This is a genomic window from Scytonema hankhaensis NUACC26, from assembly GCF_045865695.1.
In the GTDB taxonomy this organism is placed as follows: Bacteria; Cyanobacteriota; Cyanobacteriia; order Cyanobacteriales; family Nostocaceae; genus Scytonema.
Window position 1 is genome coordinate 16,154 of record NZ_BAACAP010000229.1, and the last position, 18,067, is coordinate 34,220.

20 protein-coding genes and 1 pseudogene are annotated in these 18,067 nt (G+C 41.7%); 6 read left to right on the plus strand and 15 right to left on the minus strand.

Annotated elements, in window-relative coordinates:
- Positions 1-395: 395 nt before the first annotated feature.
- The 6 genes from ACKTT2_RS34280 to ACKTT2_RS34305 all read right to left on the minus strand — a co-directional run bounded on the left by ACKTT2_RS34280 (position 396) and on the right by ACKTT2_RS34305 (position 6,301).
- Positions 396-1,070: a carbonic anhydrase gene (locus ACKTT2_RS34280; protein ID WP_407895355.1), complete on the minus strand. Its 675-nt coding sequence runs from the start codon at positions 1,068-1,070 to the stop codon at positions 396-398.
- A gap of 74 nt (positions 1,071-1,144) precedes the next feature.
- Positions 1,145-1,768, minus strand: coding sequence for a P-II family nitrogen regulator (locus ACKTT2_RS34285; RefSeq protein ID WP_407895219.1), 624 nt, complete (start codon positions 1,766-1,768; stop codon positions 1,145-1,147).
- A gap of 92 nt (positions 1,769-1,860) precedes the next feature.
- Positions 1,861-2,835, minus strand: coding sequence for a sodium-dependent bicarbonate transport family permease (locus ACKTT2_RS34290; RefSeq protein WP_407895221.1), 975 nt, complete (start codon positions 2,833-2,835; stop codon positions 1,861-1,863).
- 107 nt (positions 2,836-2,942) lie between these two features.
- Positions 2,943-4,331, minus strand: a complete 1,389-nt coding sequence (locus ACKTT2_RS34295; protein ID WP_407895223.1) for a sensor histidine kinase — start codon at positions 4,329-4,331, stop codon at positions 2,943-2,945.
- 5 nt (positions 4,332-4,336) lie between these two features.
- The gene (locus tag ACKTT2_RS34300) at positions 4,337-5,017 is read right to left on the minus strand and encodes a response regulator transcription factor (RefSeq protein ID WP_407895225.1); all 681 of its coding nucleotides are present in this window, start codon (positions 5,015-5,017) and stop codon (positions 4,337-4,339) included.
- Between the two features lie 126 nt (positions 5,018-5,143).
- A complete protein-coding gene (locus ACKTT2_RS34305) occupies positions 5,144-6,301 on the minus strand; it encodes an LbetaH domain-containing protein (protein ID WP_407895227.1) in 1,158 nt (385 codons plus the stop codon).
- Positions 6,302-6,428: 127 nt separating this feature from the next.
- Here ACKTT2_RS34305 and ACKTT2_RS34310 point away from each other — a divergent pair, with 127 nt between their 5' ends.
- Together ACKTT2_RS34310 and ACKTT2_RS34315 are read left to right on the plus strand one after the other, a co-directional pair.
- On the plus strand, positions 6,429-6,695 hold the full coding sequence (locus ACKTT2_RS34310) for a cupin domain-containing protein (protein WP_407895229.1): 267 nt from the start codon (positions 6,429-6,431) through the stop codon (positions 6,693-6,695).
- Positions 6,696-6,700: 5 nt separating this feature from the next.
- Positions 6,701-7,444, plus strand: coding sequence for a creatininase family protein (locus ACKTT2_RS34315; RefSeq protein WP_407895231.1), 744 nt, complete (start codon positions 6,701-6,703; stop codon positions 7,442-7,444).
- On the opposite strand, the gene ACKTT2_RS34320 is transcribed toward ACKTT2_RS34315, so the two are convergent.
- Positions 7,441-8,832 carry a malic enzyme-like NAD(P)-binding protein gene (locus tag ACKTT2_RS34320; RefSeq protein WP_407895233.1) on the minus strand — a complete coding sequence of 464 codons (1,392 nt, stop codon included), beginning with the start codon at positions 8,830-8,832 and terminating at the stop codon, positions 7,441-7,443. The genes ACKTT2_RS34315 and ACKTT2_RS34320 overlap by 4 nt on opposite strands.
- Positions 8,833-8,975: 143 nt before the next feature.
- On the opposite strand from ACKTT2_RS34320, the gene ACKTT2_RS34325 reads away from it, so the two are divergent.
- A complete protein-coding gene (locus tag ACKTT2_RS34325) occupies positions 8,976-9,500 on the plus strand; it encodes a GNAT family N-acetyltransferase (protein ID WP_407895235.1) in 525 nt (174 codons plus the stop codon).
- A 12-nt stretch (positions 9,501-9,512) separates the two neighbouring features.
- Here ACKTT2_RS34325 and ACKTT2_RS34330 read toward each other — a convergent pair whose 3' ends face one another.
- Positions 9,513-9,839, minus strand: a complete 327-nt coding sequence (locus ACKTT2_RS34330) for a DUF433 domain-containing protein (protein ID WP_407895237.1) — start codon at positions 9,837-9,839, stop codon at positions 9,513-9,515.
- A gap of 4 nt (positions 9,840-9,843) precedes the next feature.
- Positions 9,844-10,170: pseudogene (locus tag ACKTT2_RS34335) on the minus strand (DUF433 domain-containing protein).
- Positions 10,171-10,651: 481 nt separating this feature from the next.
- Here ACKTT2_RS34335 and ACKTT2_RS34340 point away from each other — a divergent pair.
- On the plus strand, positions 10,652-12,238 hold the full coding sequence (locus ACKTT2_RS34340; RefSeq protein ID WP_407895238.1) for an alkaline phosphatase D family protein: 1,587 nt from the start codon (positions 10,652-10,654) through the stop codon (positions 12,236-12,238).
- On the opposite strand, the gene ACKTT2_RS34345 is transcribed toward ACKTT2_RS34340, so the two are convergent.
- Both ACKTT2_RS34345 and ACKTT2_RS34350 read right to left on the minus strand, forming a co-directional pair.
- Positions 12,235-12,795 carry a Uma2 family endonuclease gene (locus tag ACKTT2_RS34345; protein WP_407895240.1) on the minus strand — a complete coding sequence of 187 codons (561 nt, stop codon included), beginning with the start codon at positions 12,793-12,795 and terminating at the stop codon, positions 12,235-12,237. The genes ACKTT2_RS34340 and ACKTT2_RS34345 overlap by 4 nt on opposite strands.
- A gap of 138 nt (positions 12,796-12,933) precedes the next feature.
- Positions 12,934-14,532 (minus strand): alkaline phosphatase D family protein, encoded by a 1,599-nt coding sequence (locus ACKTT2_RS34350; protein WP_407895242.1) that lies wholly within the window; start codon positions 14,530-14,532, stop codon positions 12,934-12,936.
- Positions 14,533-14,889: 357 nt separating this feature from the next.
- On the opposite strand from ACKTT2_RS34350, the gene ACKTT2_RS34355 reads away from it, so the two are divergent.
- Positions 14,890-15,198: a hypothetical protein gene (locus tag ACKTT2_RS34355; RefSeq protein WP_407895244.1), complete on the plus strand. Its 309-nt coding sequence runs from the start codon at positions 14,890-14,892 to the stop codon at positions 15,196-15,198.
- Between the two features lie 76 nt (positions 15,199-15,274).
- Here ACKTT2_RS34355 and ACKTT2_RS34360 read toward each other — a convergent pair whose 3' ends face one another.
- The gene (locus ACKTT2_RS34360) at positions 15,275-15,481 is read right to left on the minus strand and encodes a hypothetical protein (RefSeq protein WP_407895246.1); all 207 of its coding nucleotides are present in this window, start codon (positions 15,479-15,481) and stop codon (positions 15,275-15,277) included.
- A 475-nt stretch (positions 15,482-15,956) separates the two neighbouring features.
- Between ACKTT2_RS34360 and ACKTT2_RS34365 the strand changes: the two genes are divergently transcribed.
- The gene (locus ACKTT2_RS34365; protein ID WP_407895357.1) at positions 15,957-16,595 is read left to right on the plus strand and encodes a Uma2 family endonuclease; all 639 of its coding nucleotides are present in this window, start codon (positions 15,957-15,959) and stop codon (positions 16,593-16,595) included.
- A 20-nt stretch (positions 16,596-16,615) separates the two neighbouring features.
- Here the strand turns inward: ACKTT2_RS34365 and ACKTT2_RS34370 are convergent, their stop codons facing one another.
- From ACKTT2_RS34370 to ACKTT2_RS34380, 3 genes are all read right to left on the minus strand, one after another.
- On the minus strand, positions 16,616-16,963 hold the full coding sequence (locus tag ACKTT2_RS34370) for a hypothetical protein (RefSeq protein ID WP_407895248.1): 348 nt from the start codon (positions 16,961-16,963) through the stop codon (positions 16,616-16,618).
- Complete coding sequence (locus tag ACKTT2_RS34375) at positions 16,951-17,187, minus strand: hypothetical protein (RefSeq protein ID WP_407895251.1); 237 nt, start codon at positions 17,185-17,187, stop codon at positions 16,951-16,953. Before ACKTT2_RS34375 ends, ACKTT2_RS34370 begins: the two co-directional genes overlap by 13 nt.
- Before the next feature lie 87 nt (positions 17,188-17,274).
- Entirely contained in the window at positions 17,275-18,036 is a 762-nt protein-coding gene (locus ACKTT2_RS34380; protein WP_407895253.1) for a trypsin-like peptidase domain-containing protein, read from the minus strand.
- Positions 18,037-18,067: the final 31 nt, after the last annotated feature.

Below are 18,067 nucleotides of genomic sequence, written 5' to 3' on the forward strand. Positions count from 1 at the left end.
GGGGAAATAGAAAAAGGCAGAAGTATAGAGGCAGAGGAGCCACTGCGGTAGACGGGTTTCACAGGCTACAGTAAGTGGCGTGGCAGAAGGCGTCAAAGCTCTTAATATAGTTTTTGTCTGCGATTAATGTTTGCCTTATTTCTGCTGACTTATACTACTTTTTTAGGAAAAGTAGGCAGCTTGTATTTTAATGAAGACACAAATAGAAAGCAATACTGCTCGGTAAAGTTTGTCAATCCCCCCATCTCCCCTTAAAAAGGGGGGCGAGTGAAAGTAGAGCGCTTTTCACTTGAATCCAATACAGTTCTTGTGGGGCGGGCAAGATGCCCGCCCCACAAGAGCATTATTCATGTATTGCAGCCAACTGAAAACCGCTAGAGAAATTTTCTAGAAGATTATCTAGCTTGTAAACAAGCCAAAGGATCGGGAACGGGAAAAGCGTCAGAACTCAAAGGAACAAACTTACGATTATCGGCATCATAAGCGACTATTTGTCCTGTTTCTATTTCATAAACCCAAGCATGAAGAGATAATTTACCAGCGTGCAATTTAGAACGAATTACAGGATAAGTTTCTAAATTTTCAATCTGAGTCAGAACATTCTCTTCAACAGCTATTTTTAGGAGTTCCTCTCCATCATAATTCTTATAATTTTCTCGTAAAAGACGACGAGTAGACTCTGCGTGTTGTTTTAACCAATTGTACACTAAAGGCATTTCATCAGATAAAGTATTTAACTGTAGGAGAGCTTTCATACTACCGCAATGAGAATGACCGCAAACAATAACGTGCTTAATGTTTAAGGCTGAAACAGCATATTCAATTCCTGCCCCCTCACTGTTATTATAACTTCCGTGTGTTGGAATAATATTACCTAAATTCCTGATAATAAAAAGCTCTCCTGGTTTTGTTTGAGTTAATAAATTCGGATCGATACGGGAGTCAGAACAAGTTATGAAGAGAATCTCAGGAGTTTGTCCTTGAGATAACTGCCGAAACATCTCCTGATGAATAGTGAAATAGTTCGTCTGAAATTCGTTAAGTCCTTTGATAATTCGTTTAATTGGCATTGTAGAATTCATACTATTTTCATTTTACTCGCGTTTTCCTTTAGTAGTAGCACCATGGTAAAGTTAACTTAAAGTTAGTGATTGACCCATTTGGCATCAGTAACTAAACATACGCCTCCTATTTTCTTCAGACTAGGAGTTATTTTCTGTACTAAACTATCTAATTGTTTCTCATTTGTACAGACTGTCATAATATAACTACTACTAAATAGACAATCTATATCCGGACAAGATAAACCTCGTTCTCCTTTACCTGATGTGTCTTTAATGATTGTGTAACCAGATACAGAGACGCTTTCTAAAATTTTTAGAGTGTCTTCAATGTAAGAGGTGTCTATAATAATCTCTACCTTCTTGACTTCTTGCATAACAGCGATCGCTAAATCTATATTTTGGGAAAGTTGGTCTGAAGAGACTGCATTAGTCTCAGTTATCAAACAGACACCGCTAATTCGTTTGAGAATAGGTAAAATGTCACCTAAAAGATAACCTAATTGTTTCTGAGTTGTGCAAAAAGTCGAAATGTAACTATTGCTAAATTCTCGACCTAAGTCGTTGTAACAAAAACCTCGTTTGCCTTTTCCTGAAGTATTTTCTATCAAAGTGTATCCAGTTACTCTAACTGAATCCAAAATATCTATAACTTCTCTAAGTTCCAGCGTACTAATGATAATTTCTACTCGGCTAACGAGTTGCATAATGTATACCAATTTTAAATTGAAGAGCAGAAATATTTTGCATTTTAAAAGTTTTAACCCGAACAAATAAAACTATTTATGCTAGTTTTAGATTAGACACCAACTAGTTTAAGAATCTGTAAGTAGAGAGGAATCCCTATAATAATGTTGAAGGGGAATGTTAAAGCGAGAGCCATAGATACATAGAGACTTGGGTTAGCCTCTGGAACTGTTAATCTCATAGCCGCAGGAACAGCAATATAAGAAGCACTGGCACATAAAACTGCAAACAAAAGCCCATTTCCTTCCCCCATTCCCAGGACTTTTGAAATTAAAATTCCTAAGATGGCATTCGCAACTGGAATGAATACTGAAAATGCTATCAAAAAAGAACCTGTTTTGCTTAAGTCTTTAATTCTTCTGGCTGCAACTAATCCCATATCAAGTAAAAAGAAAGTCAGCGCACCGTAGAAAATTCCCTGAGTGAACGGCTGTAACTTCTCCCAACCTTTGTCTCCCGTAAGTAATCCAACAATCAAACTGCCAACTAGTAGAAAAACAGAGCCGTTTAAAAATGCCTCTTGCAGTACTTTACCCCAAGAGAATTCTTCTTCTCCTTGTGTCTTATGAGCAAACACTCTCACAAGAATTAAACCAATAATGATAGCCGGAGACTCCATAAGGGCTAATGCTGCAACCATATGCCCTCCGTAAGCAATGTGCAATTTTTCGAGGAAGGAGCCAGCTGTAATGAAAGTGACTGCACTAATAGAACCGTAAGTAGCCGCGATCGCTGCTGCATTATAATGGTCAAGCTTGAGCCTTAAGATAAAGAAGGTATAGACTGGGACAACAACAGCCATGACGATCGCAGCTACGAGAGTGGCTGCAATTTGCGAGTTAATTCCACTGTCTGCGAGTTCGTGTCCTCCCTTAAACCCAATAGCCAAAAGTAAATAAAGGGAAAATAGTTTGGGTAAGGGTTGAGGAATTTCTAGATCGGATCTCAAAAAAACCGCCAGCATTCCCATAAAAAAGAATAAAACTGGCGGATTTAGGATATTAAATAGGATTAAACTGCCATCCATTACTTTTTTCTTTCCTAAGGATTACAAAACTTGATGAACTAATATACAAATTAGTTCACAAATCTTAAGAATATAGTGAGAATGGCTTAAGAATGTTCTTAAACTATCTAAAACGGTAATTGTACGGTAAAAGTTGTGAGTTGATTGGGCTGACTCGTAACACAAATCGTACCCCGATGCAAGCGAACAATTTCATGAGCGATCGCTAGTCCTAATCCCGATCCGCCCGTATTCCGAGAGCGATCGCTCTCAGCACGGTAGAAACGCTCAAACAGATGAGGTAAATGTTTTGCTTCAATTCCTTTACCTGTATTGGTCACAGTCACTTTAGCCTCTCCCCTTTCCCGATGTGCTCTTACCGTAATTTGACCATCACTAGGAGTATACTTAATGGCGTTATCCAGTAAGTTTAAAAACAAGCAGGTTAAGCGATCGGAGTTACCAGGAACGTGAAGTGAAGGATCTATGCTAACACTTATTGTAATATTCTTGCTTTCTGCCAAAGGCTGAATTTGTTCTATAAGAATTTCTAGTAGCTCGTTCAAATCAACATTAGTCAAGCTATGTCGGTATTCGGATGAGCTTTGATCCAAACGAGTGAGAAAAAGCAATCCATTGGCAAGGCGAATTAAGCGATCGACTTCCCGTTGTAATTCTTGCAGGGTACTCTCGTATTCTTCTACAGTTCGCGCTCGACTCAAAGTTACACCAAGTCGCCCCTTCATCACTGTTAGAGGTGTGCGTAACTCGTGAGACGCATCAGCTGTAAATCGTCGTTCGTGCTCAAAAGCTGCTTCGAGGCGATCTAACATCTTATCTATGGTGATAGCTAATCGTCCGACTTCATCGGTAGAACCTCGATAACCAATGCGCTGAGTAAAATCACCTGGTCCAATGGCTTGTGCAGTGCGGATAATGCGATCGATAGGACGCAACGCCCGTTCAGCCAAAAATAGTCCTCCAAATGCTGCTACTAACAGGATAGTTGGACAACTAAAAAGCATCAAAGTTCGTAGATGTTCTGATGCTTTAGAAATGGGTTCAAGGGATTGAGCAACTTGCAACCAACCAGCCGTCGGGGATAAAGGTAATGGTTGAGTGTAAACTCGCCAAATTTTCTTGTGTTCCGTTACGTTAGTGTAACCCGGTTTGATTTGCGCGATCGCAGGCACAATCTGATAGCTACCAATGCCATCCCATACCTCACCCTTGGGTGAAATTAACCGTACAGTAAAGCCAGCATTAGCTAACTGACGGGTAATTGTTGCTGACTGCTTTCTTATCTTAAAGGCAGGATGAGCATCCTGCTCGATAACCTCAGTGAAAGTTTCAGAAGCAGCAACCTGCAAAGCTGTATCTAATTGACCGAGTAAACTATTTTCTAATTGAACGTATAGATAGGTACTAAAAAGTACCAACGTACAGCCCAAGAGTAGTACGTACCACGCTGTTAGGCGCGTCCTAATCGTACTTTTACCGAATCGCAAAAAAAACATAAGAATTAACTAACGGAAAAAGACTTCAGGCAATATCCTACCCCTCTCACTGTGTGGAGTAGTGGTTGGTCAAAACCCCGGTCTATTTTTCGTCTCAGATAACCGACATACACATCAACAACGTTGGAATCGCTATAGAAATCAAAATCCCAGACATGCTCTCCTATTTGGGTTCGGGTCACTACTGAATTAGAATTACGCAACAAATATTCTAAAAGTTTAAATTCTAAGGGGCTAAGTTCGATCGCACGCCCTGCACGCTGAACTTCTCTTTTAACAACATCCATAGTTAAATCGCCCTCTTGCAAAATCGTATTAAATTGTAGTGGAGGGCGACGTTGTAAAGCTCGCAAACGTGCAAGTAGTTCTGAAAATGCAAAAGGTTTAACCAAGTAGTCATCCGCTCCCCGATCCAATCCTTTAACCCTGTCTTCTACAGTATCCCGTGCTGTGAGCAGTAACACGGGAGTTTGAATTTTTTGGCTCCGGAATTCGCTCAGTAGCTTCAACCCATCAATATTAGGTAGCATGATGTCTAAGATGATGATGTCGTACTCCACAGATGAGACATATTCTCGACCCTCTTCACCATCGCAAGCAACATCTACGGCATAACTCATCTCCCTCAAACCTTGACTAATAAATTGAGCGATCCCTGGTTCATCTTCAACTAGCAAAATCCGCATATTCTTTCAGAATACATAAGTTGGATGTCTTGGTTATAAAAATAACAAAATTTTCAGAGACAATGAGCAATGGGCAATGGGCAATGATTTTTTTTACTATGCCCTATTCCCTATGCCCATCCATCCTTACGATGTTGCTTTCAGTGCGTCGGCTTGCTTTTGGGTTGTAATCAAAGCGCGATCGGGAACTTGTACGCCATCACGCAAGGTCACATCAACAACTATAGCTCCACTACCAATTGTCACGTTATTACCAACTTGAGAGCGAAATAGCACCGTATCATCGCCAATGGTTAGGTTGTTGCCAACCTCTAAAGGACCGTGAAAGACGATATTATCCTCCGTGTGTAGATTATCGCCAATGCGAATACTCGTCCCTTTTAAAGCATGGAAAGTCACGCGGTCTTCAATGTTAGCATTTTCGCCAATGATAATTGGTGAACCTTCATCAGCACGAATTGAAGTCCGCCGTCCCACCATGCTGTTATCTCCTATCCGCACATCGCCAACAACACGAGCAAATTCTTTAAATTGTACGTTTTTACCAATAGTAGGTGGGAGCGGCTTGGGATTCCAAGAAGTTTTTGGTGCAGGAGTGACTCCAACAACAGCCATAAATCCTTGTTTCTCGTAAAGTTCGCCGTAGTTTTCTGCAAACTCTTCGTTGACTTTTAAGACCTCTTGTTGAAATTTAGAATTAGCGTCTGTTTTCAGTGGCAAAGCATCTGCTTGTGCTTGTGTTGTAATAACCGAGCCAATTGGTACTAAACGGTTTTTACCAATACGCACGTTAGACAGCTTTACACCATGTAACACAAAAGCACCGTCCTCAAGCACTACGTTGTTAAGGTTTGCATGGAAACCTATAAAGGTAAAGTTACCAATTTTTGAATTTTTGATATTTGCTTGATGGGCAATACTAACTTGTTGTCCGGTACTACTGGAAAGCTTACCACATTCTGCAGTAGGAGCTTTTTGATTTTGTAGCGCAAGCAATACGATATTGTCTTGGAGGTTAGTTTGATTGCCAATACAAATACGAGTACTAGGATCTGCTCGTACAACAGTATTACTAGCAATGAAGATTTGTTTACCCACTGAGACATTACCAAATAATTCAACCAGTGGACTGATAAAGCCACCGTTTACCAAAACAGTTACTGGATTAGATAAACTGACTAAGTTACTACTTTGTGCGAAAACAACTTGTCCAAAAGCAAGAGCGCATAAAAAAGCTACTAAGATCGGAGCAAAGAGAGATTTTTTTCTGAATTTATTATGCATGAGATATGTCCATCGACTCTTTAGCATTACAGTTGCATTATGCTGTATTCAGCAACACTAACTTTGTCAAAAGTAAGGATAGTATTGAAGAGTACTTTTTAATATCAACCTTATGGAGGATGACAAATTGAAATTTAGAAATCAGCTTATCCAGGAACCCCTTAAAGAGTTAGATGTTTTCCAATGGTCTATTTGGACTAAAGAAGTTTCAAAATTTCCTTGGACTTACGAAGAGCAGGAAACTTGTTATTTTTTAGAAGGAGATGTCATTGTGATTCCTGATGGGGGTCAGCCCGTGCAAATGGGCAAAGGCGATTTGGTGACTTTTCCGGCTGGAATGTCCTGCACTTGGGACATTAGAAGCGATGTCAAAAAACATTATTGTTTTGATTAGAAAAAATGCTCTTACATTTAAGTACTTGGCAGGAAGTAGAAGCTTATCTACAGCAGTCTCAAGGTATTATCTTACCAATTGGTTCTACCGAACAACACGGACCAACGGGATTGATTGGGACGGATGCAATTTGTGCAGAAGCGATCGCTCGTGGTGTGGGAGAAGCAACTCACGCAATTGTTGGTCCAACGATAAACGTTGGCATGGCATTGCATCACACAGGATTTCCTGGCACAATCAGTTTGCGTCCGAGTACGATGATTCAACTCGTGCGAGATTACGTTACCTCTCTAGCGAAAGCTGGTTTTACCAAATTTTATTTTATCAACGGGCATGGGGGTAACATTGCCACCCTCAAAGCAGCTTTTTCTGAAGCTTACGCACATTTGGAGGATTTGCAAATTCCCAATGCCCATAAAGTTCAATGTCACCTAGCTAACTGGTTTATGTGTAGTTCTGTTTACAAGCTAGCCAAGGAATTATACGGTGACCAAGAAGGTTCTCATGCAACACCGAGTGAAGTTGCTGTGACTCAGTATGTCTATCCAGAAGCCATCAAACAAGCGCCTCTTTCTACAGAAGTTGGTAGCGGACACAGAATTTATGGTGCAACTGACTTTCGCCAAAAATATCCAGATGGCAGGATGGGTTCAAATCCTGCCTTGGCAACACCAGAACACGGTCAGCAGTTCTATGAATTAGCTGTCAAGGAACTGAGTCAGGGGTATCTGGAATTTTTGGGTAATTAACTTCTGGCAATACCTTCTTGACGTGCAGCACGTTGCACCGCACCTGCAACCGCAGTCGCCACACGTTCGTCAAATACAGAAGGAATGATGTGTTCTTTGTCAAGATCGGAAGGGTTAATTAAAGAAGCGATCGCTGTTGCTGCTTCCAAATACATACTAGTAGTAATTGTTGCCGCACGACAATCCAAAGCACCTCGGAAAACACCAGGGAAAGCCAAAACGTTATTGATTTGATTTGGGTAATCACTGCGACCTGTTGCCATAACAGCCACATCATCTTTGACTAATTCTGGTTGAATTTCAGGAATTGGATTTGCCATTGCAAAAACAATCGGATCTTTTGCCATAGAACGCACCATTTCTGGTGTTAAAACCCCTGGTACGCTAACACCGACAAAAACATCCGCACCTTGTAATGCGCCTGCTAGAGTTCCTTGGGCTTTAACAGCAAATTCGCGCTTTTCTTCTGTGAGGTCTGTACGATTGACAGAAAGAATACCTTTTGAGTCGCACATCCAAATTTTTTCCGCTCCTGCTTTACGAAGCAATCGAGCACAAGCGACTCCAGCTGCTCCTGCACCGTTGACAACAATGCGAACGTCTGCAATGGATTTATGAACTAGCTTCAAAGCGTTCAACAACGCTGCTAAAGTGACGATCGCCGTACCGTGTTGGTCATCATGAAAAACCGGAATATCGAGTTCCTGTCTGAGTTTTGCTTCAATTTCAAAACAACGAGGAGCGGCGATATCTTCTAAATTGACTCCCCCAAAGACTGGGGCAATATTTTTAACAGCTTCAACAATTTTGTCAGTGTCTTGAGTTGCCAAGCAAATCGGAAAGGCATCAATTCCGGCAAATTCTTTGAATAGCATGGCTTTACCTTCCATAACTGGTAAAGCAGCCGCCGGACCGAGATTTCCTAGCCCCAAGACGGCACTACCATCAGTGACAATTGCTACAGTATTTTGTTTAATGGTTAAATTGTGAACTTCTTCAGGATTTTGGGCAATGGCATTGCATATGCGCCCTACTCCTGGGGTATAAGCCATTGCTAAATCGGAGACGCTTTTGAGAGGAATTCTACTGGCAATGCTAATTTTTCCGCCGCGATGCAAATTGAAGGTGCGATCGTAGACGTTTAATACCTTGATATCTGGTAAGGCTTTAACCGCTTGCACAATTGTCTCTGCATGCTCGGTGCTAGCTGCATCGACAGTGATATCGCGAATCGAAATACCTCTTGTCTGTTCGATGAGGTCAATTAAACCAAAGTTACCGCCACTGGTTGCGATCGCTTTGGTTACAGTTGCCAACATTCCAATGCGGTTGGGGATTTCCACCCGGATTGTTACGCTAAAACTAGAATTAGGGGTCAGGTCTGCCATTCTTTGTTGATTTTTTCTGGATGTGCGAGTGAGATGCTCACTTTAAGTTAAACCTTAAAACCAGATTTTTTACTGTAAGAAGTCAAAATTTGGTAACAATACAGTATATAAGATATTTCCATTGTGCAACTCAGAGTATCTTTATGTCTTACACAGTATCTACTGCAACAGTTGATGACTTAAACAGTGTTGGGCAACTCATCAATGATTACGTGAGCCAAAATCTCAATATGCCAAGATGGTCTTGTTCTATTGAAACTCTCAAGCGCGATTATACAAGTGGTTGCTTCCGTATGAACGTTGTTTATAGTGACGAGCAACTTATCGGTTTTGCTGCTTGGACGCCAAGCTACGATTTACATCATTGCGTTCATGGGGCGGTTTTCCTTGATTTTTATGTCGATCCAGCTTATCGCTGTCGGGGATTAGGTGCAGCGTTGCTGTGTGCGATCGCTCTTGAAATAACTCGTCTTGGCTACGATTTTATGCGCGGGTCTGCTATGTCGGGACGAGCTTCTCGATTATACAAAAGAGTTGGAGTACAATTTGGAGCAAATGAGTATAACGTTAGCGGTAGAGCACTACGGCAACTTGCAAGTTTAGCAGGCTTGTCCGCACGAGAAATTGTTCGAGGTTTGCCTACTCAGGAAATGAATTACCAAGATTAGCCGTGCCATTGACTATGCTACCTCATTACGCTCAATAGCAAGTTCAATTTCATCAGGGTGAGCTTCTGCATAAGTCCAAGCATTAGCCAAGTCAGTAGCCGCGATCGTTGGATAGCTTGTCAAAATGTCAGCATTACTGTATCCGAGACGACGAGCTTCCACAAGTACCCAGATGGGGATACGAGTCTTCGCGATACGAGCCTCTCCACCGCAAACTCTAGGGGTTTTCTCAATTCCTTGCCAATTGCTGCCAAGACTTTGAGCAAGTAACTGAATCACTTGTACTTTTTCACTAGGACTAAGTTCAAGAAGGTGTTGCTCTAAATCTTTAAGTGTCATAAGCTTACTCTTCTTCATTCTCCCTAATGGCTGTTTCAATTTCCTCTGGGTATACTGTGGCATAGACCCAAGCATTAGTTAAGTCAGTTGCAGATAAAGTTGGATAATCTTTCAAAAGTTGAGCTTCACTAATACCTAATCTCCGAGCATTGACTAATACTCAGATAGGAATACGAGTTTGAGCAATACACGCCTCTCCACCACATACCCCAGGAGTTTTCTCAATACCACGCCAAGAATTACATAAGCTTTGAACTAGCAATTGAATTGCCTGTGCTTTCTCATTTGGTGTCAAGGCAAGCAGTTCCGTTTCTAACTTTTGAAGAGTCATACTATTGCTACTGCATAACTGAGCTTATTCTAACTGGCTTCAAGCTACAGTACATAGCCGAGCGCTTATAAAGTAAATTCTAAATTGCCAAATGTATTGTGTAGGTTGGGTAGAACGAAGTGAAACCCAACAATTCGATACCGTATTGGGTTTCGTTATCATTCGATTCCATATTGGGTTTTGCGATCGCTTGATTCAACATTGAGCGATGATTCGATTCAATGTTGGGTTTCGTTCCTCAACCCAACCTACGTTGGAAATGATAATTTATTTTTCATTGGTATCATTCTCAACAATGCTTTATTAACTGAGCTTTAACCACAAATTGGCTGTGACTTGACAAGGCGTTAATGTTCGCTTGATAAAGTCTTAACATTGCTTGGTACAACCGGGCTGAAGTGAGATTAAAAATACTGTAGAAACTTCACGTAATTACTCCTCTCAACGTCCTGAAATTTTACCAAATCTGAAGGAGGTATCTGTGCGTCATTCAAATTTTGAGCATTATTTATCTATAAAATTCAAACGCAGAAATCTGTTAATTGGTGCTAGTGGTTTTCTAGGTTTTACAATAGCCAGCCAATGGTCGCGCCGAGTCCTGGCTCAACCAAAATTTTCTGCCTATCCTTTTACACTCGGTGTAGCTTCTGGAGACCCATTACCGAATGGAGTTGTTTTGTGGACGCGGTTAGCACCCAATCCGATTAATGGCGGCGGTATGCCACAGGAAAATATTCTTGTACGGTGGCAATTGACAGCTGATGAGAGTATGAAAAAAGTGGTGCAGAAGGGATTTGCTGTGGCAACTCCAGAACTCGCTCACTCCGTACACGTTGATGTTCAAGGGTTAGAACCAGATAGGGTTTATTGGTATCAATTCAAGGTCGGAAATGAACTCAGCCCTATCGGACGTACTCGTACTGCACCTGCTTTAGGAACCTCTATTAGTCAACTGAATTTTGCGTTTGCTTCTTGCCAAGAATATCAAAGTGGTTTTTATACAGCCTATAAATTTATGGCTGAAGAAGACCTTGATTTTGTTGTCCATTTGGGCGATTACCTTTACGAAGGCGGAATTAGCACTAGCGCTACAAGAGTACGCGAGCACAATAGTCCAGAAATCATTACGTTGGAGGACTACCGCAACCGCTATGCCCTGTATAAGAGCGATCCAGATTTACAAGCATCTCATGCAGCGTTTCTTTGGATTGTGACATGGGATGACCACGAGGTAGATAATAACTGGGCGGGTTTTGTCCCAGAAGACCCAGACAGACAGTCGCCCGAACAGTTTCGCCAGCGTCGTAGAGCAGCTTTCCAGGCATATTACGAGCATATGCCCTTGCGCTTGAAATCATTTCCAACTGGTGACGATCTCAAACTTTATCGGCGCTTTGCATTTGGTGACTTAGCTTATTTCCACGTTCTTGATACTCGTCAATATCGTTCGGATCGAGTCTGCTTGCAAACTTTTCCCTCCGCACCAGATTGCCCGGATAGACTCGATCCTTCTCTGACAATGACTGGCAAAGAACAAGAAGAATGGCTGTTTAAAGGATTGGAGCGATCGCCAGCTCGCTGGAATGTTCTTGCTCAACAAATCTGGTTTGGACAAATTGACTATCAACCAGGAACAGAAAAAGCATTCAATATGGATCAATGGGATGGTTATCCTGCTGCTAGACAAAGAATTCTTGATTTTATAGAAACCCGTCGCCCCTCAAATCCTGTTATTATTACAGGTGACTGGCACTCTTTCTGCGTTCAAGATATCAAGAAAAATTTTGATGACCCAAGTTCTGAAATTCTAGCCACTGAATTTGCTGGTACATCAATTAGTTCTTTGTGTCCTTGGGCTTCAAATGTCCAAGCAAACTTGTCAGAAAACCCTCACGTCAAGTTTTTCAACGGTGATGTTCGCGGTTACATCAGGTGTCAAATTACCCGCAATGCTTGGCGGAGCGATTATCGCGCTGTTTCCACAACTGCTAATCAAGATACAGCTACCATTAGCAACATCGCTTCGTTTATTGTTACTAGCGGACAACCGGGCGCTCAGAAGATTTAGCCCATCTTTAACCAACCAAAAACTTGTTCGGCAGTTAATTCAATTTCGATTTCTGGCAATACAGGTAAAGATCCTTTTCCCTGAATTAGCAATGGCTGTCGCTCTGGTAAAAACACCAAAATACTGAGGTCATCAGGATCGAGAAACCAGCCCAGGCGACTGCCATATTTCAGACAGTGGAGAATATTGCCAATGACTTTATTGGGTTTCTGTTCTGGCGAGAGAATCTCAATTGTCCAGTCTGGCGGGATTTCAAAGTTATCGGGAACTTCACCATCGATCGCAAATGAGATGCGTCTCCACTGAAATACAGCCACGTCAGGTACGATGGAGCGTTCTCCAAAGCTGCACCGTAATTCAGGAAACGCATAGGCAATCTTTTTTTCTTCTGCAACTTGATTAATTACAGCACAGAGTTTGCATTGCAGGCGGCTGTGTCTCCCTTTGGGCATTGGCTTTTGAACAATCTCACCGTTGATGTACTCGCTTGCAGGATTGGTTTCTGGAAGCTTGAGAAATTCTTGTAGGCTGAGAGGTTTGGTAATTGTGTCACTCATAGCTTCAAAAATCCTGCATAACGAGCTGTTTTTTAGTGTAGCAAAGTATAGTAGGTTCGATCGCTTTTCTGCCAGACCTCTTCGACTAGCAGAATCGCGATCGCGAAGCGCAAGCCGTACCCGGCTTATCGCATCCGTTCACGTATTTGCTACTTGCCTTACAGTTCCACCATTTGGTAGTTCAAAAGATGCAGCAGTGGTAATTGGTGCGTTAAGATCGGGAACGTTTGGTTCGTTAGGTACAGACTGCGGTAACAATCTATAATCACTTCTCCAACGTTCGTGAGTCAGGTCGCAACGAACATAACCGCGTTGTCGTCCATTGAAATACTTTACCCATGGGCTTTCAGGTAAAGCGGCTTCAATTCTGTCGCTTGCACTAAAACCGGAGGTAATAGAAGTACCAACAAACTCTGTTCCTACTACAGGAGAACCAGGGTTGTTAAAGTTTGCTAAAAGGTCGCTCACCCAACTAGAGTGAGTGTCACCACTAATAACAACTGGATTGGAGGGTCGGCGTTGATAGAAAAAGTCGAGGATGCGTTGACGGTTTGCCACATAACCATCCCAAGCATCAACGTTAAAAGCTGACTCTTCCCCCGCAGTCCAATCATCTTGGGTGAAGACTACCTGTTGGGCAAGGACATTCCAAAGAGCCTTAGAGCGATCGAGACCATTAAACAACCACTTCTCTTGTTTGGAACCAGTCAAAGTGGCAGATGGGTCAAAAGCTTCTTCACAACGAGGTTTGATACCGTCATCACAAGGCTGATCGGTACGATACTGGCGAGTGTCTAGCACGTTAAATTCCACTAAGTCACTAAAGGTGAGACGGCGATAAAGTTGCAGGTTTATGCCTTCTGGTTTTGATAATGGACGCAATGGCATATGTTCGTAGTAGGCTTGGAAAGTAGCAGCACGTCGTGCAAGAAACTGCTCTCTCGACTGTAATTCTGGGTCTTGCGGAATTTCATCCGCCCAATTGTTATCGACTTCATGGTCGTCCCAAGTAACAGCCCAGGGGAAAGCAGTGTGAACAGCTTGTAAGTCTTTGTCAGTTTTATACAAGGCGTGACGGTTGCGATATTCTTCAACCGTAACGGGTTCTGGTCCGTTATGCTGCCTGATACGAGTGGGATTTGCCGCTCCTTCGTATATATAATCACCAAGATGAACAACGAGGTCGAGTTCCTCTTTTGCCATATGCTTATATGCTGCAAAGTATCCATCTTCCCAATTCTGACAAGAAGCAAATGCAAAGCGGAATTGTTCTATTTTTTGCCCAAGAGCAGGAGCTGTACGAGTACGTCCAACAGGGCTAATTTCATTACCTGCTTTAAACTGATACCAATACCATCGAGCAGGTTGCAATCCCTCTACAACAACGTGTACTGAGTGTCCTAATTCTGGAATTGCGTAAGTTGTACCACTCCGCACAACCTTTGTCATCTTTTCATCAGTAGCAACTTGCCATTGTACGGGGATATTTTCTGATGGCATTCCGCCTCCATTCAATGGATCTGGAGCCAATCGCGTCCAGATGACAACACTCCTGGAATAGGGTTCTCCTGAAGCTACACCGAGTGTGAAAGGATAGTTAGAGAATTTAGGTTGAGCATTGACTCTGCTTGTCCACTGGGTTGTCAGTGCTAAACCTGTTAAAAATCCACCACCAATTAAAAGGTTACGACGCTTCAATGGGGTTGATAACAATCGCTCGATATGCAAGTACTCCATGACAAATCTCGCCTCTTAGTATTTAGCAGGGCTTTTTTCTAAACACTGAAATAACTTTACCTAGCTCCCCGACTTCTTTGAGAAGTCGGGGAGCTAATTATTTCTGACTTTTTTAAATAACACGCACCAAAAGATTAACAATTTAGCATCCAATGTAGAGTTAAGAGACTGTTAAATATTGCTTAATATTATTAGACATCTCCAGAAATTAATTATGCATTACCCAAAAGTTTTAGTAGGGGCGCAAGGCATTGCGCCCTTACATTTTTGCCCTTACATTTTTTCTGGAAAGGTCTATTTGAAATAATTATATACTTTTAGGATTAATATAAATATTAAACTTCTTATCATATCAGTATGAGTATACTTAAACATCTTCCTTTAGTACTAGTAATTGCTATATCCTTTTTTTTAGCACTTCCTGCTTATGCATCTTTTTGTCACAATGACAATGGGCATCAGATTTGTATTATTGATATAAAACGAAGTGCCAAAAATTATTGGGAATATAGGGCAGTTCTAAGTATTGATGGAGTGAAAAGACCTGTTGAGGTTTATAATTGTCGCGATCGCAATAAAATTCAAAAAGACGGAACTGCTTTACCTTTTGAGAAAAACGATCCAGGCGAACTCATATGCAAATCTCTAAAGAAAAAGTACAATTGATAAATTAGGCAAAAAAGCAATCTAAATATCTCTTTCCCAGCCCCTAAGCCCTAGTACCTAATCGCCAAAGCTAAAGTTATAGTTGATAGTTTATACTGAAGTATAAGCCTTTGTCTTGAAGGTTGTTACCTCGATTGCGTATCTCAACAAGAGGGATAGCATAATCAAGTCGCAAATTAAGTTGTGGAAACGGTTGCCACAAGACTCCTAAAGATGAATAAGTTTCTTGACGTTCCCGGCGATCGCGTTTTCCTGCTAGGGCTGTCTCACTAGGGACTTCCAAATAAAAAAATATTCAACTTTCTCTTGTGGTGCGGGATTGACGCCCGCCACTAGTATAGGACGGGCGAGGACGCTCCGCAGTCGCCTCAACGGGAGAGACCCCCGCACGGCGCTGCTCTCCGTACCACAAGATTGGATAATTTATTTCTTGGAAGTCCCCTAAAAAATAAAGCAGATGTAGCAGCAGTTATAGTTAATAAGGTAATGGAAGTTAATCTTCTCATTGTTTTGCGTCGTCAATACCTGATGATTTCAAAATATCCTGGTTCAACTGAAGGACACTTCACCAAAGAGTGTTAACTCATTGGGTGAGCCTAAACTCATCTAATAGCAGGAATTGCGCTCGGATTATTTGTACTGACTTTTTTATATAAATCAAATAAATCTTGATATTTTTTGTTCGTATGATGATAGTGTTTTGGTATCGAGGTTTCATTGATACTAACTTACACTATTTGTACAGGAAAACAGTAGCTATGGTAGTGAGTGCGATCGCTCTTCATTTAGACCCAGGTCAAAAAATCACTTTACAACCTGTTTCTTGGCAGCGTTTTGAAGAAATTTTAGGTCAATTAGATAACAAGCGTTCCTCAAGAATTGCTTATGCTAAAGGAATTCTAGAAATTATGTCACCTCTACCAGAACACGAACGCACCAAAGTTATACTTGCCGATATGGTTAAAATCTTGCTGAGAGTTCAAAAACGAGCGTGGGAACCTCTTGGCTCGACAACCTTTAAGCGAGAGAGTATGGTAGCTGGAATTGAACCAGATGATTGCTTTTATATCCAAAACTATAAAGCTGTTATAGGTAAAACAAGACTAGATTTGTCTCAAGATCCACCACCTGACCTAGCATTGGAAACTGACCTGACATCAGAAACTGAAACAGATGCTTATGAAGCATTAGGAGTACCAGAATTATGGATATACTCTCGTGGTAAATTAATAATCAATGTACTGCAAGAAGGTAAGTATATTGAATCTTTAACATCTCCTATATTTCCTAATATAGCACTTACAGAAATAATCCCAAGATATATGGATCGTGCAAAAATTGTTGGAGCCAGTCAAGCTTTACAAGAATTTGAATTATTTATTAACAACCAATATTGACAAAAGCGAAATATATTTCTTCAATGTCCAATCGCTTGCCGACGAGAATAAATTTCTTCTATAAATAAATCTCGCAGTTCGTTAGCAATGTCATCAGGCGGATTACCAGCGAGCGCCCGTCCAATTAGCCGTTCTGCCGATCGCAATTGAGAACATTCTACGGCAAGCACGGCAGCACTACGATGGAGAACGGATCTAGTGGGTTCAAGGTCGAACAAATTTGCTACTAAGTCCGCAGCAGCTCGCTCTTGAAAAAAGGCAGCTTTGGTTAATTCCAAGGCGACGATGGCATCTCCCCGTTGACGGGCTAGGAATGCTTGGTCAACAAGTTCCATTGCTTCTCGATGAAGAATTTCTACGTCTTGCATTTTTCAACTATAGTATCATTAATCGGATTCCATTGCAGTTCGACTTTAGTTTCTTGTATGCCATCAATTTGAAGATTAACACGATAAGGATGATTCTGGTCATCCAGGCAAACTGCGGCTGCATCTTGACAAGTAGCTCCAAAAGTCAGCGACCATCCTGGTCGTTCTGGTTTGGATTGAGAAAGATCGTCAAGGTATAAAAGCTTTGGTATATTATCTACCATTGATAATTTAAACAATTGTAGCTTTTTTATCATATGGTATTTTTTGGAAGTTCCCTTGTTGTAGGGAACCTCCGGTGAAATTTTTAACTAACCAGCTTGAGCAATCAATTGGTTGGCAATTTGCTGAGCTGTGTTAATGGGGATGGCAAAGCCCAACCCTTGAGCACCCTGAATAATAGCGGTATTCATACCAATAACTTGTCCTCGTTGATTGAGTAACGGTCCGCCAGAGTTACCGGGATTAATGGCTGCATCCGTCTGAATAAACCCAACACCTCTACCTCCAGCACCCAAAGCACGACTCGATCGCTCTGTTGCACTGATAATACCAACTGTTACCGTGTTGTCCAAGCCCAAAGGATTTCCAATTGCGATCGCCCATTCTCCTGGTTTGAGCTGGTTGGAATTACCAACACTGACAGTAGGGAGATTATTCGCCTGAATTTTAATAACAGCAACGTCTGTTGTGCTATCCTCCCCTAAGACCCTGCCTGTGTAGCTGCGACCATCTTTGAGAGTCACCTTTACTGTGTCTGCACCGCCAATAACGTGAGCATTCGTCAGAATCAGACCGTTAGAACGAATAATAAATCCCGAACCCGTTCCTTGTGCCACGCGCCGACCATAATATCGGCTTCTCACAGTGCGCGTGGAGTCTATTCGCACCACTGCAGGCCCAGTTCTTTCAACTGCGTTAGAGACAAAGTTATTGTCTGCATTGCTAATAGGAGCAGCAGCAATTGAGGTAGGTTCGGAAAGTACCGGAGTTGTGGGCATGAAATGTGCGCCTAAAATAGCTGTTAATGCTCCGAAAGATACTAGAGATAAATGCGTTAATGATTTTTTCATTGTTAATTGTTAATTGCTAATGGAGGCTGGT